Raw genomic sequence first — 21,856 nt, 5'->3', positions numbered from 1 at the left:
CGGGTGGAGTCAACGTTGAAATACCACTCTGGCCGCTTCGGATGTCTAACCTCGGTCCGTGATCCGGACCAGGGACAGTGCCTGGTGGGTAGTTTAACTGGGGCGGTTGCCTCCTAAAATGTAACGGAGGCGCTCAAAGGTTCCCTCAGCCTGGTTGGCAATCAGGTGTCGAGTGCAAGTGCACAAGGGAGCTTGACTGTGAGACTGACAGGTCGAGCAGGGACGAAAGTCGGAACTAGTGATCCGGCGGTGGCTTGTGGAAGCGCCGTCGCTCAACGGATAAAAGGTACCCCGGGGATAACAGGCTGATCTTGCCCAAGAGTCCATATCGACGGCATGGTTTGGCACCTCGATGTCGGCTCGTCGCATCCTGGGGCTGGAGTAGGTCCCAAGGGTTGGGCTGTTCGCCCATTAAAGCGGTACGCGAGCTGGGTTTAGAACGTCGTGAGACAGTTCGGTCCCTATCCGCTGCGCGCGCAGGAAACTTGAGAAGGGCTGTCCCTAGTACGAGAGGACCGGGACGGACGAACCTCTGGTGTGCCAGTTGTTCCGCCAGGAGCACCGCTGGTTGGCTACGTTCGGAAGGGATAACCGCTGAAAGCATCTAAGCGGGAAGCCTGCTTCAAGATGAGGTTTCCACACCCCTAGAGGGTGGGAGGCACCCAGCAGAACACTGGGTAGATAGGCCGGACGTGGAAACGGGGACCAACGACCCGTGCAGCTGACCGGTACTAATCAGCCGACAACTTCACCAACCTCTCAACAACTCAATGCTACGCGTCCACTGTGCGGTTCCCGAACCACCAACCCCACCACCACCCGGTGGTGCCCGGAGTTGACAAGGTTCCATACAGTTACGGCGGTCACAGCGAAGGGGAAACGCCCGGTCCCATACCGAACCCGGAAGCTAAGCCCTTCAGCGCCGATGGTACTGCCCTGGAGACGGGGTGGGAGAGTAGGACGCCGCCGGACAACCCTTCACCGAAGGCCCACCCCCCACGGGTGGGCCTTCGGCATTTCTCGGGCCAGTTCTCCGGTAGATCCTCGTCGCCGGCGCGGGACATCGCGCGGTCGGCTCACGACCAGCCGTAGCCGGCGACCCACCGCACGATCTCCGCGAAGTACCGTGCGCGCGGGCCGGGCGCGGACAGCGTCAGGTCGTGGATGCCGCCCGGGATGCGGACGAGCGTCATCACCGGGCCGAGGTGCGCGGCACGCCGAGCGAGCGGACCGACGTCGAGCACCGTGTCCGCGGACCGCATGTCCTCGCTCCACCTCGTCGCGAACAACGACCGTTCGGCGAGGAGCACCAGGACCGGGCAGTCGATGGCGAGCCCGGCGGCGACCTGCGCGTGCCCCGCGATGACGGCGCGCAACCAGCCGGCGCGGACGGGGAACGACGGCACCGGCCGCCAGGCGGCGTCGATCGTCCACGTCCCGTCCTCGCGGTCGCGCAGCGTCCTCGCGTAGTACCCCGGGTCGACGTTGGGGAGGGGAGCGCGGGGCTGGAACCGTGCGAGCTGGCGGATCGCCGGCCCGGACACGGTCCGGGCGACGGACGACCCCTGGAGCTCGAGCCACGGGCTGTTGAGCACGAGGCCACGGATCACGCCGGGATTCCGGTGCGCCCACAGCGCGGCGACCAGCCCCCCGGTCGAGTGCGCCATGAGCATGACGGCGGCGTGCGTGCCGTGCTCCGCGCGGATCGCGGCGAGCGCGGCCTCGATGTCCGCGTCGTACACCGTGAGGTCGTCGGTGTAGCCCGGCGTCTGGTGGGGACGCAGGCTGCGGCCGTACTTGCGCAGGTCCAGGGCGTAGAACGCGGCGCCCTGCGCGTGCCAGTGCTCGGCGAGCTCGGTCTGGAAGAAGTAGTCGCTCCAGCCGTGGATGTAGAGGACGGCGCGCGCCGGCCGCACGGCCTCCGGTGTCGGGGGCGCGTAGCGCACGAGCGTCGCGACCACCGGCCCCTCGTCGTCGTCGGGCAGCTCCAGCGTGCGCTGCTGGTACCCGTCACCGAGGACGTCGGGGCGCCAGCCATCCTGCGCCGTGTCCTGAGCCGTGTCCCGCGCCGTGTCCCGGGTCGTCTCCTGCGGCACGGTCGTCACAGGAGCGGCAGCATGCGGCCGAGGTCGGGCACTGCCTCGGACGTGTGGAGCGGTCCGAGCGCCTCGGCCAGGCGGTCGACGTCGTACGGCTCACGGCCGGTCGCCAGCCGTGCCCACAGCAGCGGGTCCCGCACCTCAAGGCTCCAGCCGCCGCGGGTCACGACGACCCGGAGCAGCTCCGCCGCCACGGCGTCGAGCGCTCCCGGGTCGACCGGGTCCGCGACGACCTCGGGCAGCGACCGTGCGAGGTCGTCGGCGTGCACGACGAGCTCGACGACCCGGGAGACGACCATGTCGCGCAGGGTGATGGGGCCGCGCCGGGCACGGACCACGGTCTCGTCGGTGAGCTCCAGCAGGCGGGCCGTGCCCGCCGTCGCGCGCTCCTCCACGCCCGCGAGGCGGTGCGGCGCGAGCTCGGCGTCGAGGGCGCGTGTGATCGCGGTGATCTCCTCGGCGCGGTCGGGGTAGGTCCCGAGGTACTCCGCGAGGCTCAGGGGGACGGTGCCCGGGGGGACGCGCTCACAGCCCGCGAGCGTGTCCCACACCTGGCCGAGGTGCGAGACGAGCTCGCCGACCGTCCAGCCCGCGAGCACGCTCGGTCGGCCTGCCGCCCGTCCGAGCTCGGGGCCCAGGTCGCGCAGCCACCGGTCGAGCGTCGTCCACTGGTCGCGCAGGTGGCGGGCGGCGTCCGCGGCGTCGGGGTGCATGCCCGCCATCTTGCCGTCCCGCGGGGGTCCGCGCGCGGACGCACGCCGACGGGTCGCGGCCTCAGCCGCGGGCGCGTGTCCGCTCGCCGAGGAAGTCGGCCATGATCGGGCCGAGCTGCTCGTGCTCGATGAGAAAGCCGTCGTGGCCGTAGTCGCTGCGGAGCGTGCGCAGCGGCTCCGCGCCGGGGATGCCGGCCGCGATGCGCGCGCAGTCGGCCGGGAGGAACAGGCGGTCGGAGTCGACCGCTACCACGAGGGCGTGCGCCGTGATCGTCGCCAGCGCGGCCTCGACCCCGCCGCGGTCGCGCCCGAGGTCGTGCGTGAGCATCGACTGGGTGAGCAGCAGGTAGGAGTTGGCGTCGAAGCGCCGGGCGAGCTTGTCGCCGTGGTGGTCGAGGTACGACTGGACCGCGTAGCGCCCGTCGGCGAACGGGTCCTCGCCGCCCTGCGGCAGGCGGCCGAACCGCGCGTCGAGCTCGTGGGCGGAGCGGTACGTCGCGTGCGCGATCTGCCGGGCGAGACCGAGCCCGCGGTGCGGGCCGTCGCCGTCGGCCGCGTCGTAGTAGTCGCCGCCGCGGAACGCCGGGTCCCCCTGGATGGCGCCGAGCTGCGGGTGCGCCCACGCGATCTGGTCGCCCGTCGTCTGCGCCGACGTCGCGACCGCCGCGATCGACTCGACCTCGATGCCGGCCTCCGGCCCGAGGATCGCCCACTCGAGCACGCGGTGGCCGCCCATCGACCCGCCGACGACGAGGGCCCAGGACCGGATGCCGAGCACGCGCGCGAGCTCGATCTCGACGGTGACCTGGTCGCGCGCGGTGACGCGCGGGAACCGGCTGCCCCACGGCGCGCCGTCGGGCGCGAGGGACGCCGGTCCCGTGGTGCCCTGGCAGCCGCCGAGGACGTTGGGCGCGACGACGAACCAGCGGTCCGTGTCGATCGGCGCGCCCGGCCCGACGAGCTGCTGCCACCAGCCGGCCGTCGCGTGGCCGGGACCGGCCGGACCGGTCACGTGCGAGTCGCCCGTGAGGGCGTGCAGCACGAGCACCGCGTTCGACCCGTCCGGCGCGAGCGTGCCCCACGTCTCGTACGCGACGCGCACGTCGGTGAGCCGGCCGCCGGCCTCGAGGTCGAACGTGCCGACGTCCGCGAAGCGCCGGTTCCCAGCGTCGTCCCCCTCGCGCCACGCGCCCGTGGCCGGGACCGCCGCACGGACGCGGGCGCGCGACGACCCCGCGCCCCGGGGGGACGCGGTGCTGGCCCGCCGCGGCTGCGGCGCGTCGGTCGCGAGGTTCACCGCCGGCCACGGTACGCCCAGGGCGCCGGCGGCGCCCTGGGCGTCCAGATCCGTCATCGCGCGTCCCGCCGCGGCCTCAGGCGTCCAGCGCCGACTTGGCGGCGGTGAAGCCGAGCTCCAGGTCCGCGAGGATGTCGTCCACGTGCTCGATGCCGACGGCGAGTCGCACCAGGCCCGGCGTCACGCCGGACAGCGCCTGCTCCGCGGGCGTGAGCTGGCTGTGCGTCGTCGACGCCGGGTGGATGACGAGCGAGCGGACGTCGCCGATGTTCGCGACGTTCGAGTGCAGCCGGAGCGCGGAGACGAACGCCTGGCCGGCCTCCGTGCCGCCGTCGAGCTCGAACGCGAGCACCGCGCCCGCGCCGCGCGGGAGGTACTTCTGCGCGTTCGCGTGCCACGGGCTCGAGGGCAGGCCCGCGTAGTGGACGGTGCGGACCTCGTCGCGCGCCTCGAGCCACTCGGCGACCTTCTGCGCGTTGGCGACGTGGCGCTCGACGCGCAGCGACAGCGTCTCGATGCCCTGCGCGATGAGGAACGCGTTGAACGGCGAGATGGCCGAGCCGAGGTCGCGCAGGAGCTGCACGCGCGCCTTGAGCACGTACGCGAGGTTGGCGCCGAGGATGCCGTTCACGCCGAGGTCGCGCGCGTAGACGAGCCTGTCGTACGTCGGGTCGGGCGTGTTGAAGCTCGCGAACCGCTCCGGGTCCGCGGCGAAGTCGAACGAGCCGCCGTCGACGATGACGCCGCCGATCGCCGAGCCGTGCCCGCCGAGGTACTTCGTCGCGGAGTGCACGACGACGTCCGCGCCGTGCTCGAGCGGACGCACGAGGTAGGGCGTCGCGACCGTGTTGTCGACGATGAGCGGCACGCCGCTGCCGTGCGCGACGCCCGCGACCTTCTCGATGTCGAGCACGTCGGCGCGCGGGTTGGGGATCGTCTCGGCGAAGAACGCCTTGGTGTTCGGGCGGACGGCGTCGCGCCAGGCCTGCGCGTCGTGCGGGTCGGTGACGAACGTCGTCTCGACCCCGAGCTTCGCGAGCGAGTGCTGCAGGAGGTTGTACGTGCCGCCGTACAGGCTCGGCGACGCGACGACGTGGTCGCCCGCCTCGGCGACGTTGAGGATGGCGAACGTCGTCGCGGCCTGCCCGGACGCCAGGAGGAGCGCGCCGACGCCGCCCTCGAGCGAGGCGATGCGGTTCTCGACGACCTCCTGCGTGGGGTTGCCGATGCGCGTGTAGATCGGGCCGAGGTCCTTGAGCGCGAAGCGGTCCGCCGCGACGGAGGCGTCGGGGAACACGAAGGACGTCGTCTGGTAGATCGGCAGCGCGCGGGCGCCGGTGCTGGGGTCGGCCTGCTGGCCGGCGTGGACCTGGCGGGTCTCGAAGGACCAGGCGGGGGACTGCTCCGTGCTCATCGGTTCGCTCCTGCGGGACGGTGGTGGGCGCTCGTGCGCCGGGACGGAGGCCGCGGTGGCAGGTGGCGGGAGACCCGGCCGCGGCGGGGGATCGCGCACGCGGGACGTGGTGCCCGGGTGGTGCCGCCGTCGTGGCAGCCCCGCCGTGCGGGCAGGCGAACGTGCGCTGAGGTCAGCAACACATTCGACGGGTCATGTGCCGACAGTAGGCAGCGACGGCAGCGCCCGGAAGGCGTGTCTCGCATCGCGAGACCACATGCTGAGAAGCAGGAGTCCCGATCGCGGACCGGGCACCGCTCGGGCACGCTCGACGGACGGGGCGACGGCACCAGGAGGAGGAGACGGATGCGCCAGACAGCGCGCGGAGCGGTTCGCGCACCACGTCGCCTCGTCGGGACGGGCGTCGTGGCGGCGCTCGTCCTGGGCCTCGGCGTCGGCGTCGCCCCGGGGGCTCCCGCCGCCCCCGCACCGACTCCCGGCACCGAGGAGGGCGCGAGAGCGACGCCCGGCGATGCGGGCACCCGCGACGTCGCGACGCTCGAGGCCGCGGCCCGGCTCGGCGACCACCTCGTCGTCCTGCTCAACGGCGACGCGTCCGTGCGCCGCCTCAAGGGGCCCGACCGCCCCGTCGTCACGCAGGCCGACCGCGCCCGCGTGCTCGCCGCGCTCGACTGCGTCAGCGAGGTCGTCGTCTTCGACGAGGACGACCCGCGCGACGCCCTCGACCGCCTGCGCCCCGACGTGTGGGCCAAGGGCGGCGACTACACCGAGGACACGCTGCCCGAGGCCGAGGTCGTGCGCCGCCACGGCGGGCGCGTCGTCGTCCTGCCGTTCGTCGCCGGACGGTCCACGACGTCGATCCTCGAGCGCTCCGGGCGCTACGCCCCCACGTCCTCCTCCCCCACCACCACGAAGGAGACCACCGCATGACCTCCCCCACCACGTTCCAGCAGCCCGCCGACTCCCCGGCGCCGGTGCCCCGCGAGGTCGGCACCGTGTACGTCACGGGCGGCGCGAGCGGCCTCGGGGCCGCGGTCGCCGAGGCGGTGACCGCGGCGGGCGGCAAGCCCGTCGTCCTCGATCGGGTCGCGCCCGCGAACGGCGGTCTGCACGCGATCGTGGACCTGTCCGACTCGGCGGCGGCCGCCGCCGCGGTCGAGCGCCTCGCGGTCGAGGTCGGCCCGCCCGACGCCGTCGTGACCGCTGCCGGCACCGACGCGTGCGGGCGCCTCGACGAGATCGACGTCGAGACGTGGGAGCGCGTCGTGCAGGTCAACCTCTTCGGCACGGTCTCGGTCGTGCGCGCCGCCCTGCCGTACCTCGCCGAGCGACGCGGGACGGTCGTCACCGTCGCGTCGACGCTCGGGCTCAAGGGCGTCTCCGACGCGACCGCGTACTGCGCGTCGAAGTTCGCCGTCCGCGGGTTCTCCCAGGCGCTCGCCGCGGAGACCGCCGGGACGGTCGGCGTGACGTGCCTCGTCCCCGGCGGCATGCGCACCGCGTTCTTCGACGGCCGCACCGAGCAGTACAAGCCGGGCCCCGACGCCGACCTCAACGACCCGCGCGCGACGGCCCAGGCGGTGATCACCGCGCTGCGCCAGCCCGTCGGGTGCGAGATCCGCGAGATGCTCGTCATGGCCTCCGGCGAGACGTCGTGGCCGTGAGCGACGCCGCGACGGGACCCGAGGACCTGACCGGCGACGGCGCGAGCGAGCTCGCCCCCGACCTGCCGTCCGTCGTCGAGGGCGAGGACGAGGGCACCGTGCTCGTGCTGCGCGCGCTCGGCCTCGGCGACGCCGTGACCGCGATCCCGGCGCTGCGCGGCGTCCGGCGCGCCTGGCCCGGCCGGCGCGTGCTGCTCGCGGCGCCCAGCGAGGTCGGTGGCTGGCTGCAGGGGCTGGGCCTGGTCGACGGCGTCGTGCCGACGACCGGCCTCGAGCCCCTGCGCTGGGGCGAGGAGGCCGAGGCGGTGACGGACGCGCCGCCCGCGGGGCACGTCGCCGTCAACCTCCACGGCAGCGGGCCGGAGAGCCACCGCGTCCTCCTCGAGACGAAGCCCGACCTCCTCGTGGCGTTCCGGTCCGACGAGGCCGTGGTGCCCGGCCCGGACTGGGACGAGGACGAGCACGAGGTGGACCGCTGGTGCCGCCTCGTGACCTGGGCGGGCGGGCGGTGCGCGCGCGAGGACCTGCGGCTCGAGCCGCCGGCGTCGCGCGGCACGCACGTCGTCGTGCACCCCGGCGCGGCGTCCGGGTCACGGCGCTGGCCCGCGGACCGGTTCGCCGCGGTGGTGCGCCGGCTCGCGGACGCCGGGCACGACGTCGTCGTGACGGGCGGCCCGGCCGAGCTCGAGCTGTGCGCCGAGGTCGTGGCGCAGGCGAGCGACGACCTGGCGCCCGGCGGCTCGGTGAACGACGCCTCGGGCACGCTCGACCTGGCCGCGCTCGCGGACGTCGTCGCGACGGCCCGGCTCGTCGTGTCCGGGGACACGGGCGTCGCGCACCTCGCGACGGCGTACGGGACGCCGTCGGTCGTGCTGTTCGGTCCGACGCCGCCCGCGCTGTGGGGGCCGGCGATCGACCCCGAGCGGCACGTCGTCGTGTGGCACGGCGAAGAGCTCGTGCCTGCGGGCGGCGACGTCACGTACCTCGGCGACCCGCACGGCGACGACGTCGACCCGGCGCTCGAGCGCGCGACGGTCGACGAGGTGGTCGCGGCGGCGGAAAACCTCCTGACGGAGGCTGACGCCGACGCCTAGGGTCGACGGCATGGCCCCGTCCGTGCCCTCCGACATGCCCCTCGACACCTCCTCGCCCCAGGCCTTCGACGCCCTCGACCGGCACCTCGCGGCGGCTGCCGCCGCGGACAGGTTCTCCGGCGTCGTGCGCGTCGAACGGCACGGGGAGGAGGTGTTCGAGCGGGCCTACGGGGTGGCCTCGCGGCGCTGGGGCGTGCCGGTCCGCACGACGACGCGCTTCGACGTCGCGTCCGTCACCAAGCTGTTCACGGCGGTCGCCGTGCTCCAGCAGGTCGGCGCGGGCACGCTCGGTCTCGACGACCGGGTCCACGACCACGTCGACCTCGCCGGCACCGCGATCCCCCACGAGGTGACGCTGCGGCACCTGCTCACGCACACGTCGGGCATCGCCGACGACGCCGACGAGGAGGCGGGCGAGTCCTACGAGGCCCTGTGGGTGGACCGGCCGAGCTACTCCGTGACGAGCACGGCCGACTTCCTCCCCGGGTTCGTCCACAAGGAGCCGAACTTCGCGCCCGGCGAGGGCTGCCGGTACTGCAACGTCGGGTACGTGCTCGCCGGGCTGGCCCTCGAGGCCGTCACCGGGCAGACGTACCGCGACTACGTCCACGAGCACGTCTTCGCGCGCGCCGGGATGGCGGCGTCCGGCTTCTTCCGCATGGACGAGGCCGCCCCCGACGTCGCCGAGGGCTGGGAGCCCGTCCGCGGCGACGTCCCGGACGGCGCCGACGAGGGCCCGGTCGTCGGGTGGCGGCAGAACATCTACTCCTACCCGCCCGTCGGCTCGCCCGACGGCGGCGCGCACGTCACGGCCTCGGACCTCGCCCGGTTCCTCGGTGCCGTGCGCGACGGCGTCCTCCTCCCGCCCGACCTGACGCGCGCGTTCTTCACGCCGCAGGTCAAGCACGACGACGGCGACACCGACGAGACGGACGCCAAGGACGCCGCGGACCTCGGCGACGAGGACCGCACCGCCGAGGTGCACTACGGGTTCGGGCTCGAGTTCGAGCTCCGCGCCGACGGGAGCGTGCGCTCGGCGTACAAGGAGGGCATCAACACCGGGTCGAGCGCGATCCTGCGCCACTACCCGGACCCGGCCGCGGAGGGCAGCGACCTGCCCGCCGCCGCCGCACCGGGGACGACGGTCGTCGTCGTGTCCAACGCCGAGGGCGGGGCCTGGGGCCCGGTGCGGCGGATCGACGAGCTGGTCACCGCGCGGGCCTGAGCTGGCCTCCCGACGATTGCGGTCTGCCCGCCGGACTCGTCGTGACGGACGGGTCAGGCAGTGAGGAACCGGTCGTAGAACGTGCGGGGGTCCTCGGCCAGCGAGGCCTTGACCATCGCGCTCCACTCGTCGACGACGACCTCGAGCTCGCCCGCCTCGACGGCGTCCAGCACCGTGCGGACGACGTCGGCTGGGTCGGTCTTCGGCCCCTGGAGCTTCTTGGACATGTCCGTGTCCGCCAGCCCCAGGTGCACGGAGGTGACCTGCGTGCCCTGAGTCGCCAGCTCGAGGCGCAAGGCGTTGCTCATGTTCCAGTTCGCAGCCTTGGACACCGCGTACGCGCCGGCGCCCGGGGCGGAGAACCAGGACAGCGCAGAGGCGACGTTGACGATCTTTCCGCCGCCGTTGGCCGCGAGGACGGGAGCGAACGCGCGGACCATCGACAGCGCGCCCCAGAAGTTGACGTCCATCTCGGCGCGCACGCCGTCCAGGTCCCCGAGGAGCTGCGCCCCGGTCGAGATGCCGGCGTTGTTGACCAGCAGGTCGACGTCCCCGGCCAGGTCGGCGGCTGCGGCGACCGCGGCGGAGTCGGTGACGTCCAGGACGACAGGCCGGACGCCGGGCAGGTCGATCGTGGCGGGCTCGCGAGCGGCGGCATAGACCGTCGCTCCCCTGGCGAGCAGCTCGGCAGCGAAGTGGTGGCCGAGGCCGCGGTTGGCGCCGGTGATGAGTGCAGTTGTCATGTCTGGCACGCTAGGACCTGACGTCGACGTCAGGGTCAAGTCCAGATCGAGCGGTCAGGGGGCGCATGCGTATCGGAGAGGTCGCCGCACTGGCGGGCGTGAGCGTACGGGCGTTGCGCTACTACGAGGAGCAGGGGCTGCTGGTGGCCGGGCGCAGCGCCAGCGGGCAGCGCCAGTACACGCCCGAGGCGGTCGACCGGGTCAAGTTCATCCAGAGCCTCTACGCCGCCGGGCTCGGCAGCAAGGCGGTCCTGCGGATCCTGCCCTGCATGGAGCACGGCGGCCTCACCGACGAGATGCATGAGCGGCTGCTGGCCGAGCGCGCTCGTGTCCAGGCTCAGCTGGAGGAGCTGACCGCGACGCGCGACAAGCTCGACGACGTCATACGGACAGGGCGCGAGAACTACGCGGCTCGGGCGCAGCGCGCTGGCCAGCAGGCATGTGCGACCCCTTCTTAGCGACGACACCAGCCCCGGGAGCCACGGGCGACCCCAGGCCGGAGCGAACGACGACCGCCGCGGCGTGCTGTCCGAACTGGCCGCCCAACCCTCTTGCTCGTCGCCAGGGTATTGCGCTCGAACCGAACCCCGACCGGAAACAGGGGCTGAGCTGCAGGACTCGAGCACGCTTGCGTGAGGACGGCTGAAGCGTGCTCGGTCCTCGCTGCCATCAGGTGCGAGCGCACCTGTTCTTGCTGCGGAGGTGAGACCCGACGCCGCCCAGCACCGCTACCGCAACGAGCGTCGCGACCAGGGCCGCGCCGACCGCTATCGATGGAAGCGCGGACCCGAGCAGCCCGACAGCCGCACAGCCGGCAATTCCTGCCACCCGGCTGTAGGCGACCCGCCCCGTGGCCCGCAGGTGCAAGGCGAGCTGCGCTATGAGGAAGAGGGTTGGACCGGCAGCCACCACGAGCAGTTGCGCTCCTTCGAGGGAATGCCATGGGTGGGCGATGACGATCTCATCGCCCACAGCGGTCAGGATGATTCCCCCGACTATCAGCACATGACCGTACGTATAGATGTCGCGGGCACGGCCTGTGCGAGTCGGTTCGGCTTCCAGCGACTGCTCTCCGATCCGGGCGGTCGATACGAAGTAGAGCCACCAGAGAGCGGCGGTGCCGGCGAACGCACTCGCAAGAGCGGCGATGGTGGCGATGTCCAGGTGATGTGCGCCTGTGGTCGCTCCGGTCAGCACGATCGTCTCGCCGAGAGCCGCGATGACGAACAGTCCGAACCGCTCGGTGAAGTGTCCGGAGGCAATACGCCAGGAGCCCGCCGCCAGCCGAGGTCGACGCGGAAGAGGGAACATGGCGAGCGGAGCAACATAGTCCAGGGCGAGCGCCAGGATCCAGAGCCATGTTCTTGGGCCACCCTCTGCAAGGCCACCGGCAACCCAGAACGATCCTGCTATCAAGAACCAGACGAGGATGCGCGCAGCGTGCTCTCGTTCGACCGTCCCCCGCCGGGCCGCCACCCAGGTGATGAACGCGTGGCGTCCGACCTGGATGGCGAGATATGCGGCGGCGAAGAGCAGTCCGCGGTCACCGAAGGCCTCAGGGATGGCGATCGCCAACAGCAAGGTCCCCGCCATCAGCGCGATCAGGAGGAAACGGACTGGATTGGTGTTCGGATCCAGCTCGTTCGTCGCCCAGGTGGTGTAGTTCCACGACCACCAGACGGCGAGCAGGACGATCGCCGCCTGACCTGCCCCGACCCATGTGAGGCGATCGAGCAAGAGGTGCGAGATCTGGGTGATCGCGAAGACGAAGACGAGGTCGTAGAACAGCTCCAGCGTCGCGGCGCGCTGGGTCTCAGCACCGCCGTGACGCCGGAGCTGTCCGGTCACCACGGCAGGATGCCCTCGCGGTCGGTGGCCGTTCCGGTGGGTGCGTCCGCACCGAGCATGGCCATCCGCACTGCCGCCTCAGCACCTTCCTCGATGCTCTGGCCGACATGGCCGGTGAAATCCGTCGCGGTCTGCCCGGGGTCGACAGCGTTGAAGCGGATGTCCGGGATCGTCTTGGCGTACTGCGTGGTGAGCATGGTGACGGCGCTCTTCGAGGATCCGTAGGCGGCGAGCGTGTACTGCGACTCGACGCGAGCCGGGTCCTGCGTCAACGTGAACGACCCCATGCCGCTCGTGATGTTGATCACCGACGGATCCGTCCCCCGCCGCAGCAGTGGGAGGAAGGCGTGGGTGACCCGCACGACCCCGAACACGTTGGTCTCATACACAGGCCGAAGCTGCTCCGCCGTCATCTCCTCCGGCGCTGCCACCTCGCCGAGGATGCCGGCGTTGTTGATGAGGACGTCCAGGCGACCTGCTTGCTCGCGCATCACGGCCGCGGCAGCCTCGACCGAGGCGTCGTCCGTGACGTCGAGCGGGATGTGGCGGGCACCGAGGCGATCAGCGGCTTCCTGACCGTCAGCAGGGTTGCGGGCGCCGATCCAGACGTCCTGCCCCGCCTCGACCAGTCGACGGGCGATCTCGTAGCCGAGCCCCCGGTTTCCCCCGGTGATGAGTGTCGTCGTCATCGCAGAGCTTCCTTTCGATGTTTGTCCGAGCCGCCGCGCTCGAGTTGCGGGTCGGATTGGAGGGAGCAGGCGAATGCCGTCCTCCACGGAACTTGAGTCAGTTCGAGCGCATTCGGCACGAGAGCCGCCATCCGCGGCGCCTGAAGGTGGGCCGCCAGAAGCACCCCGCCCTCCCCACGCTCGTCGACGACTTTCATTACAGACACCTCCTGTAACGAAATGCCCCCGGTGTGGACCGTAGTGGACGGCATCGTTACGGTCAATACCTGTAAACCAGGGCGAGCCGGGAGGCGGAGGAGTGATCGTGTCGAGCAAGGATCCGAGGGGCGAGGAGCCGGCGCCGACCACTGGGCGCCCCCGCGACCCAGCGATCGAAGAGGCGATCATCGCGTCGACCCGCAAGCTCCTCGCGACCAAGGGTTACTCGTCGATGACCATCCGGGACATCGTCACGGACGCCGGCGTCACGCGCCCGACGCTCTACCGACGCTGGTCCGACAAGTACGCGCTGGTCCTCGACGCCCTGCGCTACGGCCTGCGCAAGCAGCGCGAGGCGTATCCGCCCCTCGACCTCGAGCAGCTCAGCCCTCGAGATGCGATGGTCGAGGCGGTGCGTCGGCTCGACCCGCGCTACCACAACCCGCGCGCCATGACGCTGCACGGCAACTTCATGGCAGAAGCGGAACGCGCACCGGGTCTGCACACGCAGATGAGGGAGCTCGCCAATCAGCCGCGCTGCCAAGAGCTTGCGGACGTTCTGGCGAATCTCCAGGCCCGTGGCGCGGTCCGCTCAGACGTCGACGTCGACATGGTCGCGACGCTCTGCTTCGGTAGCTACTTCGCCGACTTCAACCGGTATGGACGCGACGTCCCGACCGACTTCGCCGAGCGAGTCGTCGCCTCGCTGTGGCCGGCTGTCGCCGCACAGGACGCGGCGGGTCAGGCGTAGCGGACGGCCGATCTCGGAGCCGGCCGAGTCGACGCCGGCGTCGGCCGCGCCGAGCACGCGCCCTCGTGCGTCGCAGTCATCGCTGCGCTCTCGCGTGACCTCGGCGCGATCGGTGGCTACGTCGCGTCGTCGTAGCGGGCGCGGTGCACGAGCACGTCGTCCATGTGCTGCTCCGCCCAGGCCTTGAGCTGACGGACCGTGCGGTGCAGGGACAGTCCGAGCTCGGTGATCTCGTAGGACACGGTCACGGGCACGGTCGGCTCCGCCGTCCGGGAGACCAGACCGTCGCGCTCGAGCGCCCGCAGGGTCTGCGACAGCATCTTCGGGCTGACCCCGGCGAGCGTCCGCGCGAGCTCGGAGTACCGCATCGGGCGCGGGTCCCCGGCGCAGTCCGGGCCGCTGCCGAGCGCGGACAGGATCAGCGTCACCCACTTGTCCGAGACACGGTCGAGCAGCTGCCGACTGGGGCACGCGGCGAGGAACGCGTCGTACTCCGCCTTCGCCTGCGCGCGCTTCTGCCCTGCGGTCATGGTCGCCACGACGCCTCCTCGACCCTGGTGGATACCTACGCACTTCTGGGTAACTCCTTCCCGGAAGGTAGCACCGGCTCGCAGGATGGCGGCGGGCGCCGACCGGCGCCGCCGACCTTCCTCGAAAGGGCCTGACACATGACCACCAGCACCACGACCGCGCTCCCCGGCAGCACCTGGCAGCTCGGCGACCTCACGGTCACCCGGTTCGGGTACGGCGCCATGCAGCTCGCGGGACCGGGCGTGATGGGGCCGCCCGCCGACCACGACGGCGCCCTGGCGGTGCTGCGTGAAGCCGCCGCGCTGGGCATCACCCACCTCGACACCGCCCACGCCTACGGTCCCGGGATCACGAACGAGCTGATCCGGGAGGCGCTGCACCCCTACCCGGCCGGTCTCCACGTCGCGACGAAGGTCGGCGCGGTCCGCGACGAGCACGGCGGGTGGCCGCCGGCCCGGCACCCGGACGAGCTGCGCCGGCAGGTCGACGACAACCTCGAGACGCTCGGCCTCGACGTGCTGGACCTGGTCCACCTGCGCCTGGGCGACGCGGCGGGTCCGGTCGACGAGCCCGTCGCCCGGGCCTTCGAGACCTTGGCGGACCTGCAGCAGCAGGGCGCGATCCGGCACCTCGGCGTCAGCAACGCCACCGCGGAGCAGGTCGCCGAGGCGCGGTCCGTCGCGCCCGTCGTGAGCGTCCAGAACATGTACAACCTGGCGTTCCGCCGCGACGACGACCTCGTCGACCGGCTCGCCGCCGGCGGCATCGCCTACGTGCCGTTCTTCCCCCTCGGCGGCTTCAGCCCGCTGCAGTCCGCGGCACTGTCGGCCGTGGCCGCCCGTCTGGGCTCCACGCCGATGTCCGTCGCCCTCGCGTGGCTCCTGCACCGCTCGCCGAACATCCTGCTCATCCCGGGGACCTCGTCGGTCGCGCACCTGCGGGAGAACGTCGCCGGCGCCGGCCTCCGGCTGTCCGAGGACGACCTCGCCGAGCTGGACCGCATCGGCGCCTGACCCGTCATCCTCCTGCCTTCAGCTCGACGACGACGTAGAGCAGCTGCTCGACGTGGAAGAACAGCAGGTCGACGAAGAACTCGTCGACGCGCTCGCTCAAGTCGTCCGGCACGCTCAGGCGCACCTGGCGTCCGACGAACGCCATACCGCGACCGAGCTCGAGCATCGAGTCCTGCAGGCGGTCCATCAGGGCCTGCTCGACGTCACGCTCGGCCACGCGCTCGACCAGGGCAAGGTGCTCGAACGCGTACGGGTCCTTGACCAGTTGCTGCGCGAGCTCGGAGTCCGGGGCCTTCAGCGCTGCGGTGAAGTCGGTCGGCGCCGCACCGACGGCGCGTCGCAGATCGGCCATGATCTGGTGCTCGAGCACCGCGCGGGATGAGCCGTCCTCCGCCTGCCCGTGCGGCGTACCAGTCGCGTTCGTCGCGGATGTCGAGCCGATCGAGCAGCACCGTCACGTGGCCCCACGGCAATCGTCCAACGGGCTGTTGGACGAGCTCGTCCTCGGTGGCCCAGGTCTCCCCGGCCGACGCGTGTACAGCAGGTTCGACCTCGACCAGCCACGCTGGTCGGGGAACTCGCGCTGCAGGTCCGCGGCCAGGCTCGTCACGACCTTGCTGCCCGGAACCGCACTCAGGGCCGCGTCGCGCACGCGGCGTCGACCTGCACGACGCCGACGCCCTCCTCGAAGCCGACGTGCGCGATCTCCACGGTGGTCCGGCCGTCCGGCGTCGGGCTCTGCCACCACTCGCCGTGCAGCGGCTCGGGCGTGCCGAGCCCGTCCTGCGACCACGCCTGGACGATGCGCTCGGCGACGTCCTCGTTGGCCTGGGTGATCGAGAGGAAGTCGAGGTTGTCGGTAGCGGTCGCGAGGTCGCGCGTGGTGAACCGGCCGGTGAGCGACGGCTGGGCACCGGCCGTCCCGTCGGCGGCGGTGCACGGGGCGTCGACGACAGCGAGCGGCTCCGGCCACAGCAGGTCCGGTCCGCCGGCGTCCTGGGCGGTGACCCGCAGCGCGTCGAGGTCGGCGCGTGCGGCGGCGCCGCTCACCGCCGGTGCCGGGGCCGACGGCGCAGGCTCGGGCGCCGCGGGGGACGGCCCCGCCCCGGACGACACGGGCGGCGGCGCCTGCTGGGCGTACTCCTGCGCGTCGGCCGCATCCCGCTGCCGGGCGAGCTCCTGCCAGTCCACGTCGGACGGGCCGGCGGTGGCCGCCGCCCACGCCCACACGGCACCCGCCCCGACCGCGACAGCGAGGACCGCGCCGGCCACGGCACGCCCCGCCCGCGAGCGCCAGGCACCGAGACGCCGCGCCAGCAGTACGACCGTCGCAACCCCCGCCGCGGTGAGGAGCACCGTCGCCAGCACCGCGTGCCACACCGGCTGGGTCGGCACGACCTCGGAGGTGCCGCCGAGGCACCAGCCCTGGAGCGGGAACCCACCGCTGGCGAACCCGATCTCGCCGGACGGGAAGCCCAGAAGGGGTCCGCACGTCTCGTCGACGTCCCAGAGGGGCTCGGCCTGCAGCGAGACCCACCCCGTCCACAGCCACGCGACGGCGGCCAGCACGGCCGTCCCTGCCGTGAGCGCGCCCCGGTGGCGCGGGCGTCCTCCCTGCGCCGCGCGACGTCCGCCACGGCGCTCGAGCGCCACGGCCACGGCACCGACGAGCGCTCCTGCGCCGACTACCGCGGCGACGGAGGTGGGGGTCAGCCCGACGTCGACCACGAACGTCCCGGCCCAGCCGACCGCGGCGCCGGCCACCGCGCCCACGAGCACCGGTGCCGCGGGGACGCTCACGAGGACGCGGGCGGTGAGCCGTGCCGCGAGGCCGCCCACGTACCCCGCGATGCAGCCCCACAACGCCGTGATCGGGACCCAGACGAGCCCGAGCCAGGCCGACAGGGCGACGGCGGTGGCGAGCCGCTCGCCCACGCCGGGGCCGGGACCGAGGAGCGCGCCCACCGCGGCGAGCACGGCCGCTCCGGTGAGCGCGCCGATCCACAGCCCGTGCACCGTGGCGAGGCCCGGGTCGACCCGCCGCACGCTCCGCTCGGCAGATCCGAGGTGCGCGCCGGGCTGCGGCTCGAGTCGGGAGACGTCGGCGTCGTCCGGGTTCGTGTCGTCCACGGCCGTATCGTCCCGACGCCCGGACCCCGGCGCCGCCTCCTCCGCCGTCCTCGCCCCGCGCCTGCCCGGCGTCCGCCCAGAACCTTCACCGGGCGCCGTCGGACGTGACGTCGTCCACGCCGCGGGATGCGTGCGCGCCCGCCGTTTCCCAGCATGGAGGCACGTCCGCCGCGCCGGTGACCGCCGTGCGCCCGTGCCGCGACCGCGCGGCGTCCCCTTCAGGAGGCACGATGACCGACGCGACCGAGAACCCGACCGTGGCCGACGGGCTGGTGCAGCGCCTCGTCGACTGGGACGTCGACCGCGTGTTCGGGTACGCCGGCGACGGCATCGACCCGATCCTCGCGGCGCTGCGCCGTCGCGCGGACGACGTCGAGCTCGTCACGGCCCGGCACGAGGAGATGGCCGCGTTCATGGCGACAGGCCACGCGAAGTACTCGGGCTCGGTCGGCGTGTGCCTCGCGACGCAGGGCCCGGGCGCCGTCCACCTCCTCAACGGCCTGTACGACGCCAAGCTGGACCGCAAGCCGGTCGTCGCGGTCGTCGGGCAGGTGGTGAGCACGGCGCTGGGCGCGGGCTACCTGCAGGAGGTCGACCTGCACACGCTGTTCAAGGACGTGTGCGCGCAGTACGTGCAGACGGTCATGGCGCCCGAGCAGCTCGAGCACGTGCTCGACGCCGCGTTCCGCACCGCGCTCGCGACGTCGAGCCCGGTGTGCGTGATCGTGCCGCACGACGTCCAGCAGGCACCCCTGCCGGACGCGCCGCACGCGCACGGGATCGTGCACTCGTCGGCCACGTTCGCGCGCAGCCGCGCCGTCCCCGACGCCGACGCGCTCGAGCAGGCGGCGCGCGTGCTCGGCGAGGGCGAGCGGGTCGCGGTGCTCGTGGGCCAGGGCGCCCAGGGCGCGGAGGAGCACGTGCGCGCGCTCGCCGAGAGGCTCGGCGCGGGCCTGGTGACGTCGCTGCTCGGCAAGCCCCTGCTCGACGAGTCGCTGCCGTACCACTGCGGCGTCATGGGCCACCTCGGCACGACGGCGTCCGCCGAGCTGATGTCCGGCTGCGACACCCTGCTGATCGTCGGGAGCAACGACCCGTGGACCGAGTTCTACCCCGAACCGGGCCAGGCGCGCGCCGTGCAGGTCGACGTCACCGCCCGGAACATCGGCGCGAAGTACCCCGTCGAGGTGCCGCTCGTCGGTGACGCGGCCGCGACGCTCGAGGCGCTCGTACCCCTGCTCCCCGAACGGGAGGGGTGGCGTGCCGACGTCGAGGGGTTCGTGCGTTCGTGGCACGACGTCGCGGAGCAGCGCGTGCTGCAGGAGACCGAGCGCCTCAACCCGCAGCGCGTCGTGCACGAGCTGTCGCGGCTCCTGCCCGACGACGCGCAGGTCGCGGTCGACGTCGGCTCGGCCGTCTACTGGTACGCACGGTTCCTGCGTCTCCCGCCGGGCGTCCCCGCCCACCTGTCCAGCACGCTCGCGTCGATGGGCTCGGCGATGCCGTACGGGATCGCGGCGAAGCTCCTGCACCCCGACCGGCCCGTCGTGGCACTCGCCGGGGACGGCGCGATGCAGATGAACGGGCTGCTCGAGCTCGTGACGGTCGCGCACCGCTGGCGCGACTGGGCCGACCCGCGGTTCGTCGTGCTCGTGCTGAGCAACGGCGACCTCGCGGAGGTCTCGTGGGAGCAGCGCGAGATGGAGGGTGACCCCCGGTTCCCGACGTCGCAGACCGTGCCCGACTTCCCGTACGCCGCCTACGCCGACCAGCTCGGCCTCGCCGGCCTGCGGGTCGAGGCCGGCGACGACCTGCGCGAAGCGTGGCAGGAGGCGCTCGACGCCGACCGGCCGGTCGTCGTCGAGGCGATCGTCGACCCGGACACGCCGCTCCTCGCGCCGCTGCAGCCCGAGGAGAAGGTCGAGCAGGCGCTGCGCGGCCTCGAGCAGGAGGACGCGGGCGACCAGGCGGCGCGGCTCCTGCGTGAGCAGCGCGAGCACGAGGGCTGACGACCGCGACCACGCGAGTCGCCCGCCAGCGCCTGTTCGACGTCTCGGACCTGACCGCGCCGCTGCGCCTGGACTACCACAGCGCCCGCCCCTACACCGACAAGGTCAGCGCAAGCCTGGCCCAGGAGGGCATCACGGGCGATGCCGTGGTGAGCGTCAGTGATCAGCTCGTGGTGCCTGACCACCCCCCGGGCCGTCACCGTGACCATCGAGCGCCGCGGCCTCAGGCTGTACCGGCTTCCATTCGTCTTCGCGAAGCCCACCAGGTCGTGCGCGAGCAGGTCGGCGCCCGGTTCGGAGTCGACGTCGACGCCCGCGCCCACCCCAACACGGCCGACCGCAAGAACGCGCTGTGGCACGCGCTCGACGACGCGGCCGCCGCCCAGCGCGAGGACGCCCAGGCCCGGGAGGACTTCGCCGAGGCCCACGACGACCGGGACCACCACGAGAGCGCCGCTCGTAGCCACCATGCTCGCCGTCGCCGCAGCAACGGCGGGCAACCGATCGGTGCCGCCAGGCCCATACGGACCGGGAACGAGCGCGCGAACCGCTCGTCAGGCGACAGCGACTCCTCAGCAGTTCGCGCACGGCCGCATCCCGCCGACACGCCGGCCGGGACGTCGGCAAGCGCGGGTCCGAACGTTCCTACGTGTGGCGATGTGGTGGAGTTCCGCTTCAAGGTGTGGCGGGTTCAGCCGAGAAGTTGCCTGTGCAGGTCGGCGAGGTCCTCGGCGTAGATGTCGAAATGGTCATCGATCTCCGGCGAATCGCCACCCGGCCGCGGCACGTAAGCGGTCTGCAGTCCGGCGTCGGCAGCTGCGCGGAGATCCCATGCGTGAGCGGCGACGAGATACGGCGGTTCTGATCCTGCCGGTGCGGCTGCCAGCGCGAGCTGGTAGATGGCTGAGTCGGGCTTGTAGGTCTTGGCGTCTTCGGCCGACAGCGTCAGGTGCCATCTCATATCGGAGGCCTTGATCAAGTCGGACAACACCTGGTGACTGGCGTTGGACAGCCCTCCGACGGTCATGTCCTCGGCCAGTCTTGCCAGACCTTCGACGGAGTCGGGCCACGGCTCGAGCTTTCTCGATGCGCTAGCGAGCGGAGCGCTCAGATCGGCAGGTAGCGCACCTTCCGCAACGAGGTGAGCCAGCGACGCGGCGTCCAAGTCCTGGCTCGGGGCGAACTCGGCGTCTCCGGCGATGATCTCGCGCTCTCGCGCGGCGACGTCGTCGAGCCACATGGTTACGAGATGGTCTGCATCTGCCTCGTTCCATCCCGTAGCGGCTGTGACGGACCTCCGCATGCTGCCGGCTTGGTCAACGAGCGTCCCCAGAACGTCGAACACGATGAACGGGCGGGCGTCATCGGGGGTTCCCATGTCGCGATGAACGCGTCCGACGCTGGACCCATTCCAGTTGTTCCGGGGGTGGGATCTCGTCGAGGGAGCTGAGTGACGGCTGTCAGTCGTCGTGCCCCGGAGGGCGCGGCCCCGGGTTCGTGCCGTCGTCGACCCACCGCAGCACGTCTCCCGGCTGGCAGTCGAGCACCTGACAGATCGCGTTCAGCGTCGAGAAGCGGACCGCCTTCGCGCGGCCGTTCTTCAGCACCGACACGTTGGCCGGACTCAGGCCGATCGCCTCGGCGAAGTCGCCGACCGACATCTTCCGCTTCGCCAGGAGCACATCGATCTCGACGACGATCGCCATCAGAGCACGCCGTCCAGCTCGGCCTGCGCTTCCGTCGCTCGCGCGACGAGCCGATGGGTCACGAGCACGACACCGAGCAGTGCGACGCCGATCAGGCATCCCAGGCCGCTCACCATCCACAGCCCCAGCTCCCCCATGTCCTCGTCGTCGGGCGTCGGGATCCCGAAGAAGGTCAGGTACAGGAAGAAGCCGCTGGTGAGCAGCGTCGCGACGCCGACCGCCGCGCCGGTCGTGACCACCCACCGCTGCGTGCCCGGCCGGAAGAAGGTGCCCGCCTGGGCGCGGAACACGAGCATCCAGAGGGCCGCGAGCGCCACCTGTGCGCAGGCGATGAAGGCGATCCCGGCGGCCAGGAGCGGGACGCGGTAGGGCTCGTACGGAGGGAAGTGCCTGACCTCGTCGGCGGCGATCCCGGGCAGGATCACGGCCTGGGCGAACAGGCCGATGGCGATCCCGCCGAAGATCAGCAGCGTGAGCACGGTGAAGACGATGCGACTCATGCAGCGATCATCGATGGCGATCGCTCGATATTCAAGATATTCGTCGCGTTGTTCGATCGATGAGTCGATCCCGAACCGTCGAAGCGCCTGCCCGACTCGCTCGCTGAGCGACGCGAGCGACGCGAGCGACGCGAGGGCCGCGCCGGGGCGACCCGGCGCGGCCCCGGCGCGTCAGCCCGTGACCATCTCCTCGCCGGGCCGCGACGGCGCGGACGCGGCGGCGGGCGCCGTC

Annotated in this window: 22 protein-coding genes and 2 rRNA genes; 11 read left to right on the top strand and 13 right to left on the bottom strand. The window is 72.3% G+C overall.

Annotation, left to right across the window (positions count from 1 at the left end):
- Positions 1-755, top strand: a 23S ribosomal RNA gene (locus tag JZ5iCDA_RS07085); the annotation flags it as partial.
- Between the two features lie 100 nt (positions 756-855).
- Positions 856-972, top strand: a 5S ribosomal RNA gene (gene rrf / locus JZ5iCDA_RS07080).
- A gap of 104 nt (positions 973-1,076) precedes the next feature.
- Here rrf and JZ5iCDA_RS07075 read toward each other — a convergent pair.
- The 4 genes from JZ5iCDA_RS07075 to JZ5iCDA_RS07060 form a co-directional block, all read right to left on the bottom strand.
- On the bottom strand, positions 1,077-2,096 hold the full coding sequence (locus JZ5iCDA_RS07075) for an alpha/beta hydrolase (RefSeq protein ID WP_069386531.1): 1,020 nt from the start codon (positions 2,094-2,096) through the stop codon (positions 1,077-1,079).
- A gap of 5 nt (positions 2,097-2,101) precedes the next feature.
- On the bottom strand, positions 2,102-2,812 hold the full coding sequence (locus JZ5iCDA_RS07070; RefSeq protein WP_069386530.1) for a maleylpyruvate isomerase N-terminal domain-containing protein: 711 nt from the start codon (positions 2,810-2,812) through the stop codon (positions 2,102-2,104).
- A gap of 61 nt (positions 2,813-2,873) precedes the next feature.
- Positions 2,874-4,166 carry a homoserine O-acetyltransferase MetX gene (metX, locus tag JZ5iCDA_RS07065; RefSeq protein WP_083259752.1) on the bottom strand — a complete coding sequence of 431 codons (1,293 nt, stop codon included), beginning with the start codon at positions 4,164-4,166 and terminating at the stop codon, positions 2,874-2,876.
- A 19-nt stretch (positions 4,167-4,185) separates the two neighbouring features.
- Positions 4,186-5,523, bottom strand: a complete 1,338-nt coding sequence (locus tag JZ5iCDA_RS07060) for a bifunctional o-acetylhomoserine/o-acetylserine sulfhydrylase (RefSeq protein ID WP_069386525.1) — start codon at positions 5,521-5,523, stop codon at positions 4,186-4,188.
- Positions 5,524-5,868: 345 nt separating this feature from the next.
- Between JZ5iCDA_RS07060 and JZ5iCDA_RS07055 the strand changes: the two genes are divergently transcribed.
- From JZ5iCDA_RS07055 to JZ5iCDA_RS07040, 4 genes are read left to right on the top strand one after another with little or no spacing between them, the layout of a single operon-like run.
- The gene (locus tag JZ5iCDA_RS07055; RefSeq protein ID WP_083259751.1) at positions 5,869-6,453 is read left to right on the top strand and encodes a hypothetical protein; all 585 of its coding nucleotides are present in this window, start codon (positions 5,869-5,871) and stop codon (positions 6,451-6,453) included.
- A complete protein-coding gene (locus JZ5iCDA_RS07050; protein WP_069386523.1) occupies positions 6,450-7,187 on the top strand; it encodes an SDR family oxidoreductase in 738 nt (245 codons plus the stop codon). Before JZ5iCDA_RS07055 ends, JZ5iCDA_RS07050 begins: the two co-directional genes overlap by 4 nt.
- Positions 7,184-8,281 (top strand): glycosyltransferase family 9 protein, encoded by a 1,098-nt coding sequence (locus tag JZ5iCDA_RS07045; protein ID WP_253181994.1) that lies wholly within the window; start codon positions 7,184-7,186, stop codon positions 8,279-8,281. The genes JZ5iCDA_RS07050 and JZ5iCDA_RS07045 overlap by 4 nt, the downstream gene beginning before the upstream one ends.
- A gap of 10 nt (positions 8,282-8,291) precedes the next feature.
- Positions 8,292-9,506, top strand: coding sequence for a serine hydrolase domain-containing protein (locus tag JZ5iCDA_RS07040; protein WP_253181993.1), 1,215 nt, complete (start codon positions 8,292-8,294; stop codon positions 9,504-9,506).
- Positions 9,507-9,559: 53 nt separating this feature from the next.
- On the opposite strand, the gene JZ5iCDA_RS07035 is transcribed toward JZ5iCDA_RS07040, so the two are convergent.
- Complete coding sequence (locus JZ5iCDA_RS07035) at positions 9,560-10,249, bottom strand: SDR family oxidoreductase (protein ID WP_069386522.1); 690 nt, start codon at positions 10,247-10,249, stop codon at positions 9,560-9,562.
- Positions 10,250-10,314: 65 nt separating this feature from the next.
- Here JZ5iCDA_RS07035 and JZ5iCDA_RS07030 point away from each other — a divergent pair, with 65 nt between their 5' ends.
- Entirely contained in the window at positions 10,315-10,707 is a 393-nt protein-coding gene (locus tag JZ5iCDA_RS07030) for a MerR family transcriptional regulator (RefSeq protein ID WP_069386521.1), read from the top strand.
- 211 nt (positions 10,708-10,918) lie between these two features.
- On the opposite strand, the gene JZ5iCDA_RS07025 is transcribed toward JZ5iCDA_RS07030, so the two are convergent.
- Positions 10,919-12,097, bottom strand: a complete 1,179-nt coding sequence (locus tag JZ5iCDA_RS07025) for a low temperature requirement protein A (RefSeq protein ID WP_069386527.1) — start codon at positions 12,095-12,097, stop codon at positions 10,919-10,921.
- Entirely contained in the window at positions 12,094-12,786 is a 693-nt protein-coding gene (locus tag JZ5iCDA_RS07020; RefSeq protein WP_069386520.1) for an SDR family oxidoreductase, read from the bottom strand. The genes JZ5iCDA_RS07025 and JZ5iCDA_RS07020 overlap by 4 nt, the downstream gene beginning before the upstream one ends.
- Positions 12,787-13,090: 304 nt before the next feature.
- Between JZ5iCDA_RS07020 and JZ5iCDA_RS07015 the strand changes: the two genes are divergently transcribed.
- Positions 13,091-13,735, top strand: a complete 645-nt coding sequence (locus tag JZ5iCDA_RS07015) for a TetR/AcrR family transcriptional regulator (RefSeq protein WP_216093414.1) — start codon at positions 13,091-13,093, stop codon at positions 13,733-13,735.
- 116 nt (positions 13,736-13,851) lie between these two features.
- Here JZ5iCDA_RS07015 and JZ5iCDA_RS07010 read toward each other — a convergent pair whose 3' ends face one another.
- Entirely contained in the window at positions 13,852-14,265 is a 414-nt protein-coding gene (locus JZ5iCDA_RS07010) for a winged helix-turn-helix transcriptional regulator (protein WP_216093415.1), read from the bottom strand.
- A 138-nt stretch (positions 14,266-14,403) separates the two neighbouring features.
- Between JZ5iCDA_RS07010 and JZ5iCDA_RS07005 the strand changes: the two genes are divergently transcribed.
- Positions 14,404-15,279, top strand: coding sequence for an oxidoreductase (locus tag JZ5iCDA_RS07005; RefSeq protein ID WP_069386518.1), 876 nt, complete (start codon positions 14,404-14,406; stop codon positions 15,277-15,279).
- A 4-nt stretch (positions 15,280-15,283) separates the two neighbouring features.
- On the opposite strand, the gene JZ5iCDA_RS19650 is transcribed toward JZ5iCDA_RS07005, so the two are convergent.
- Entirely contained in the window at positions 15,284-15,631 is a 348-nt protein-coding gene (locus JZ5iCDA_RS19650) for a PDDEXK nuclease domain-containing protein (protein WP_253181992.1), read from the bottom strand.
- 281 nt (positions 15,632-15,912) lie between these two features.
- On the bottom strand, positions 15,913-17,409 hold the full coding sequence (locus JZ5iCDA_RS19645; RefSeq protein ID WP_069386515.1) for a hypothetical protein: 1,497 nt from the start codon (positions 17,407-17,409) through the stop codon (positions 15,913-15,915).
- A 230-nt stretch (positions 17,410-17,639) separates the two neighbouring features.
- Between JZ5iCDA_RS19645 and JZ5iCDA_RS06985 the strand changes: the two genes are divergently transcribed.
- A complete protein-coding gene (locus JZ5iCDA_RS06985) occupies positions 17,640-19,418 on the top strand; it encodes a thiamine pyrophosphate-requiring protein (protein WP_069386514.1) in 1,779 nt (592 codons plus the stop codon).
- A gap of 691 nt (positions 19,419-20,109) precedes the next feature.
- On the opposite strand, the gene JZ5iCDA_RS06975 is transcribed toward JZ5iCDA_RS06985, so the two are convergent.
- The 3 genes from JZ5iCDA_RS06975 to JZ5iCDA_RS06965 form a co-directional block, all read right to left on the bottom strand.
- Entirely contained in the window at positions 20,110-20,796 is a 687-nt protein-coding gene (locus JZ5iCDA_RS06975) for a haloacid dehalogenase type II (RefSeq protein ID WP_069386512.1), read from the bottom strand.
- Positions 20,797-20,878: 82 nt separating this feature from the next.
- Positions 20,879-21,124 carry a helix-turn-helix domain-containing protein gene (locus JZ5iCDA_RS06970; protein ID WP_069386511.1) on the bottom strand — a complete coding sequence of 82 codons (246 nt, stop codon included), beginning with the start codon at positions 21,122-21,124 and terminating at the stop codon, positions 20,879-20,881.
- The gene (locus JZ5iCDA_RS06965) at positions 21,124-21,624 is read right to left on the bottom strand and encodes a DUF2975 domain-containing protein (protein ID WP_069386510.1); all 501 of its coding nucleotides are present in this window, start codon (positions 21,622-21,624) and stop codon (positions 21,124-21,126) included. Before JZ5iCDA_RS06965 ends, JZ5iCDA_RS06970 begins: the two co-directional genes overlap by 1 nt.
- Between JZ5iCDA_RS06965 and JZ5iCDA_RS19365 the strand changes: the two genes are divergently transcribed.
- Positions 21,596-21,856, top strand: a 261-nt coding sequence (locus JZ5iCDA_RS19365) for a hypothetical protein (RefSeq protein ID WP_216093413.1), incomplete at its 3' end; no start/stop codon positions are given. The genes JZ5iCDA_RS06965 and JZ5iCDA_RS19365 overlap by 29 nt on opposite strands.

The sequence above is a fragment of the Cellulosimicrobium cellulans genome, assembly GCF_001722485.1.
Taxonomy (GTDB): Bacteria; Actinomycetota; Actinomycetes; order Actinomycetales; family Cellulomonadaceae; genus Cellulosimicrobium; species Cellulosimicrobium cellulans_A.
Note: the sequence above shows the minus strand (reverse complement) of the source record. Positions and strands in the feature narration are given on the sequence as shown.

Bases quoted from the DNA above. Each gene is read 5' to 3' on its own strand.
- JZ5iCDA_RS07070 (WP_069386530.1), bottom strand. From the start codon at position 2,812: ATGCACCCCGACGCCGCGGACGCCGCCCGCCACCTGCGCGACCAGTGG.
- metX (WP_083259752.1), bottom strand. From the start codon at position 4,166: ATGACGGATCTGGACGCCCAGGGCGCCGCCGGCGCCCTGGGCGTACCG.
- JZ5iCDA_RS07060 (WP_069386525.1), bottom strand. From the start codon at position 5,523: ATGAGCACGGAGCAGTCCCCCGCCTGGTCCTTCGAGACCCGCCAGGTC.
- JZ5iCDA_RS07055 (WP_083259751.1), top strand. From the start codon at position 5,869: ATGCGCCAGACAGCGCGCGGAGCGGTTCGCGCACCACGTCGCCTCGTC.
- JZ5iCDA_RS07050 (WP_069386523.1), top strand. From the start codon at position 6,450: ATGACCTCCCCCACCACGTTCCAGCAGCCCGCCGACTCCCCGGCGCCG.
- JZ5iCDA_RS07040 (WP_253181993.1), top strand. From the start codon at position 8,292: ATGGCCCCGTCCGTGCCCTCCGACATGCCCCTCGACACCTCCTCGCCC.
- JZ5iCDA_RS07035 (WP_069386522.1), bottom strand. From the start codon at position 10,249: ATGACAACTGCACTCATCACCGGCGCCAACCGCGGCCTCGGCCACCAC.
- JZ5iCDA_RS07030 (WP_069386521.1), top strand. From the start codon at position 10,315: ATGCGTATCGGAGAGGTCGCCGCACTGGCGGGCGTGAGCGTACGGGCG.
- JZ5iCDA_RS07020 (WP_069386520.1), bottom strand. From the start codon at position 12,786: ATGACGACGACACTCATCACCGGGGGAAACCGGGGGCTCGGCTACGAG.
- JZ5iCDA_RS07010 (WP_216093415.1), bottom strand. From the start codon at position 14,265: ATGACCGCAGGGCAGAAGCGCGCGCAGGCGAAGGCGGAGTACGACGCG.
- JZ5iCDA_RS07005 (WP_069386518.1), top strand. From the start codon at position 14,404: ATGACCACCAGCACCACGACCGCGCTCCCCGGCAGCACCTGGCAGCTC.
- JZ5iCDA_RS19650 (WP_253181992.1), bottom strand. From the start codon at position 15,631: ATGGCCGATCTGCGACGCGCCGTCGGTGCGGCGCCGACCGACTTCACC.
- JZ5iCDA_RS06985 (WP_069386514.1), top strand. From the start codon at position 17,640: ATGACCGACGCGACCGAGAACCCGACCGTGGCCGACGGGCTGGTGCAG.
- JZ5iCDA_RS06975 (WP_069386512.1), bottom strand. From the start codon at position 20,796: ATGGGAACCCCCGATGACGCCCGCCCGTTCATCGTGTTCGACGTTCTG.
- JZ5iCDA_RS06970 (WP_069386511.1), bottom strand. From the start codon at position 21,124: ATGGCGATCGTCGTCGAGATCGATGTGCTCCTGGCGAAGCGGAAGATG.
- JZ5iCDA_RS06965 (WP_069386510.1), bottom strand. From the start codon at position 21,624: ATGAGTCGCATCGTCTTCACCGTGCTCACGCTGCTGATCTTCGGCGGG.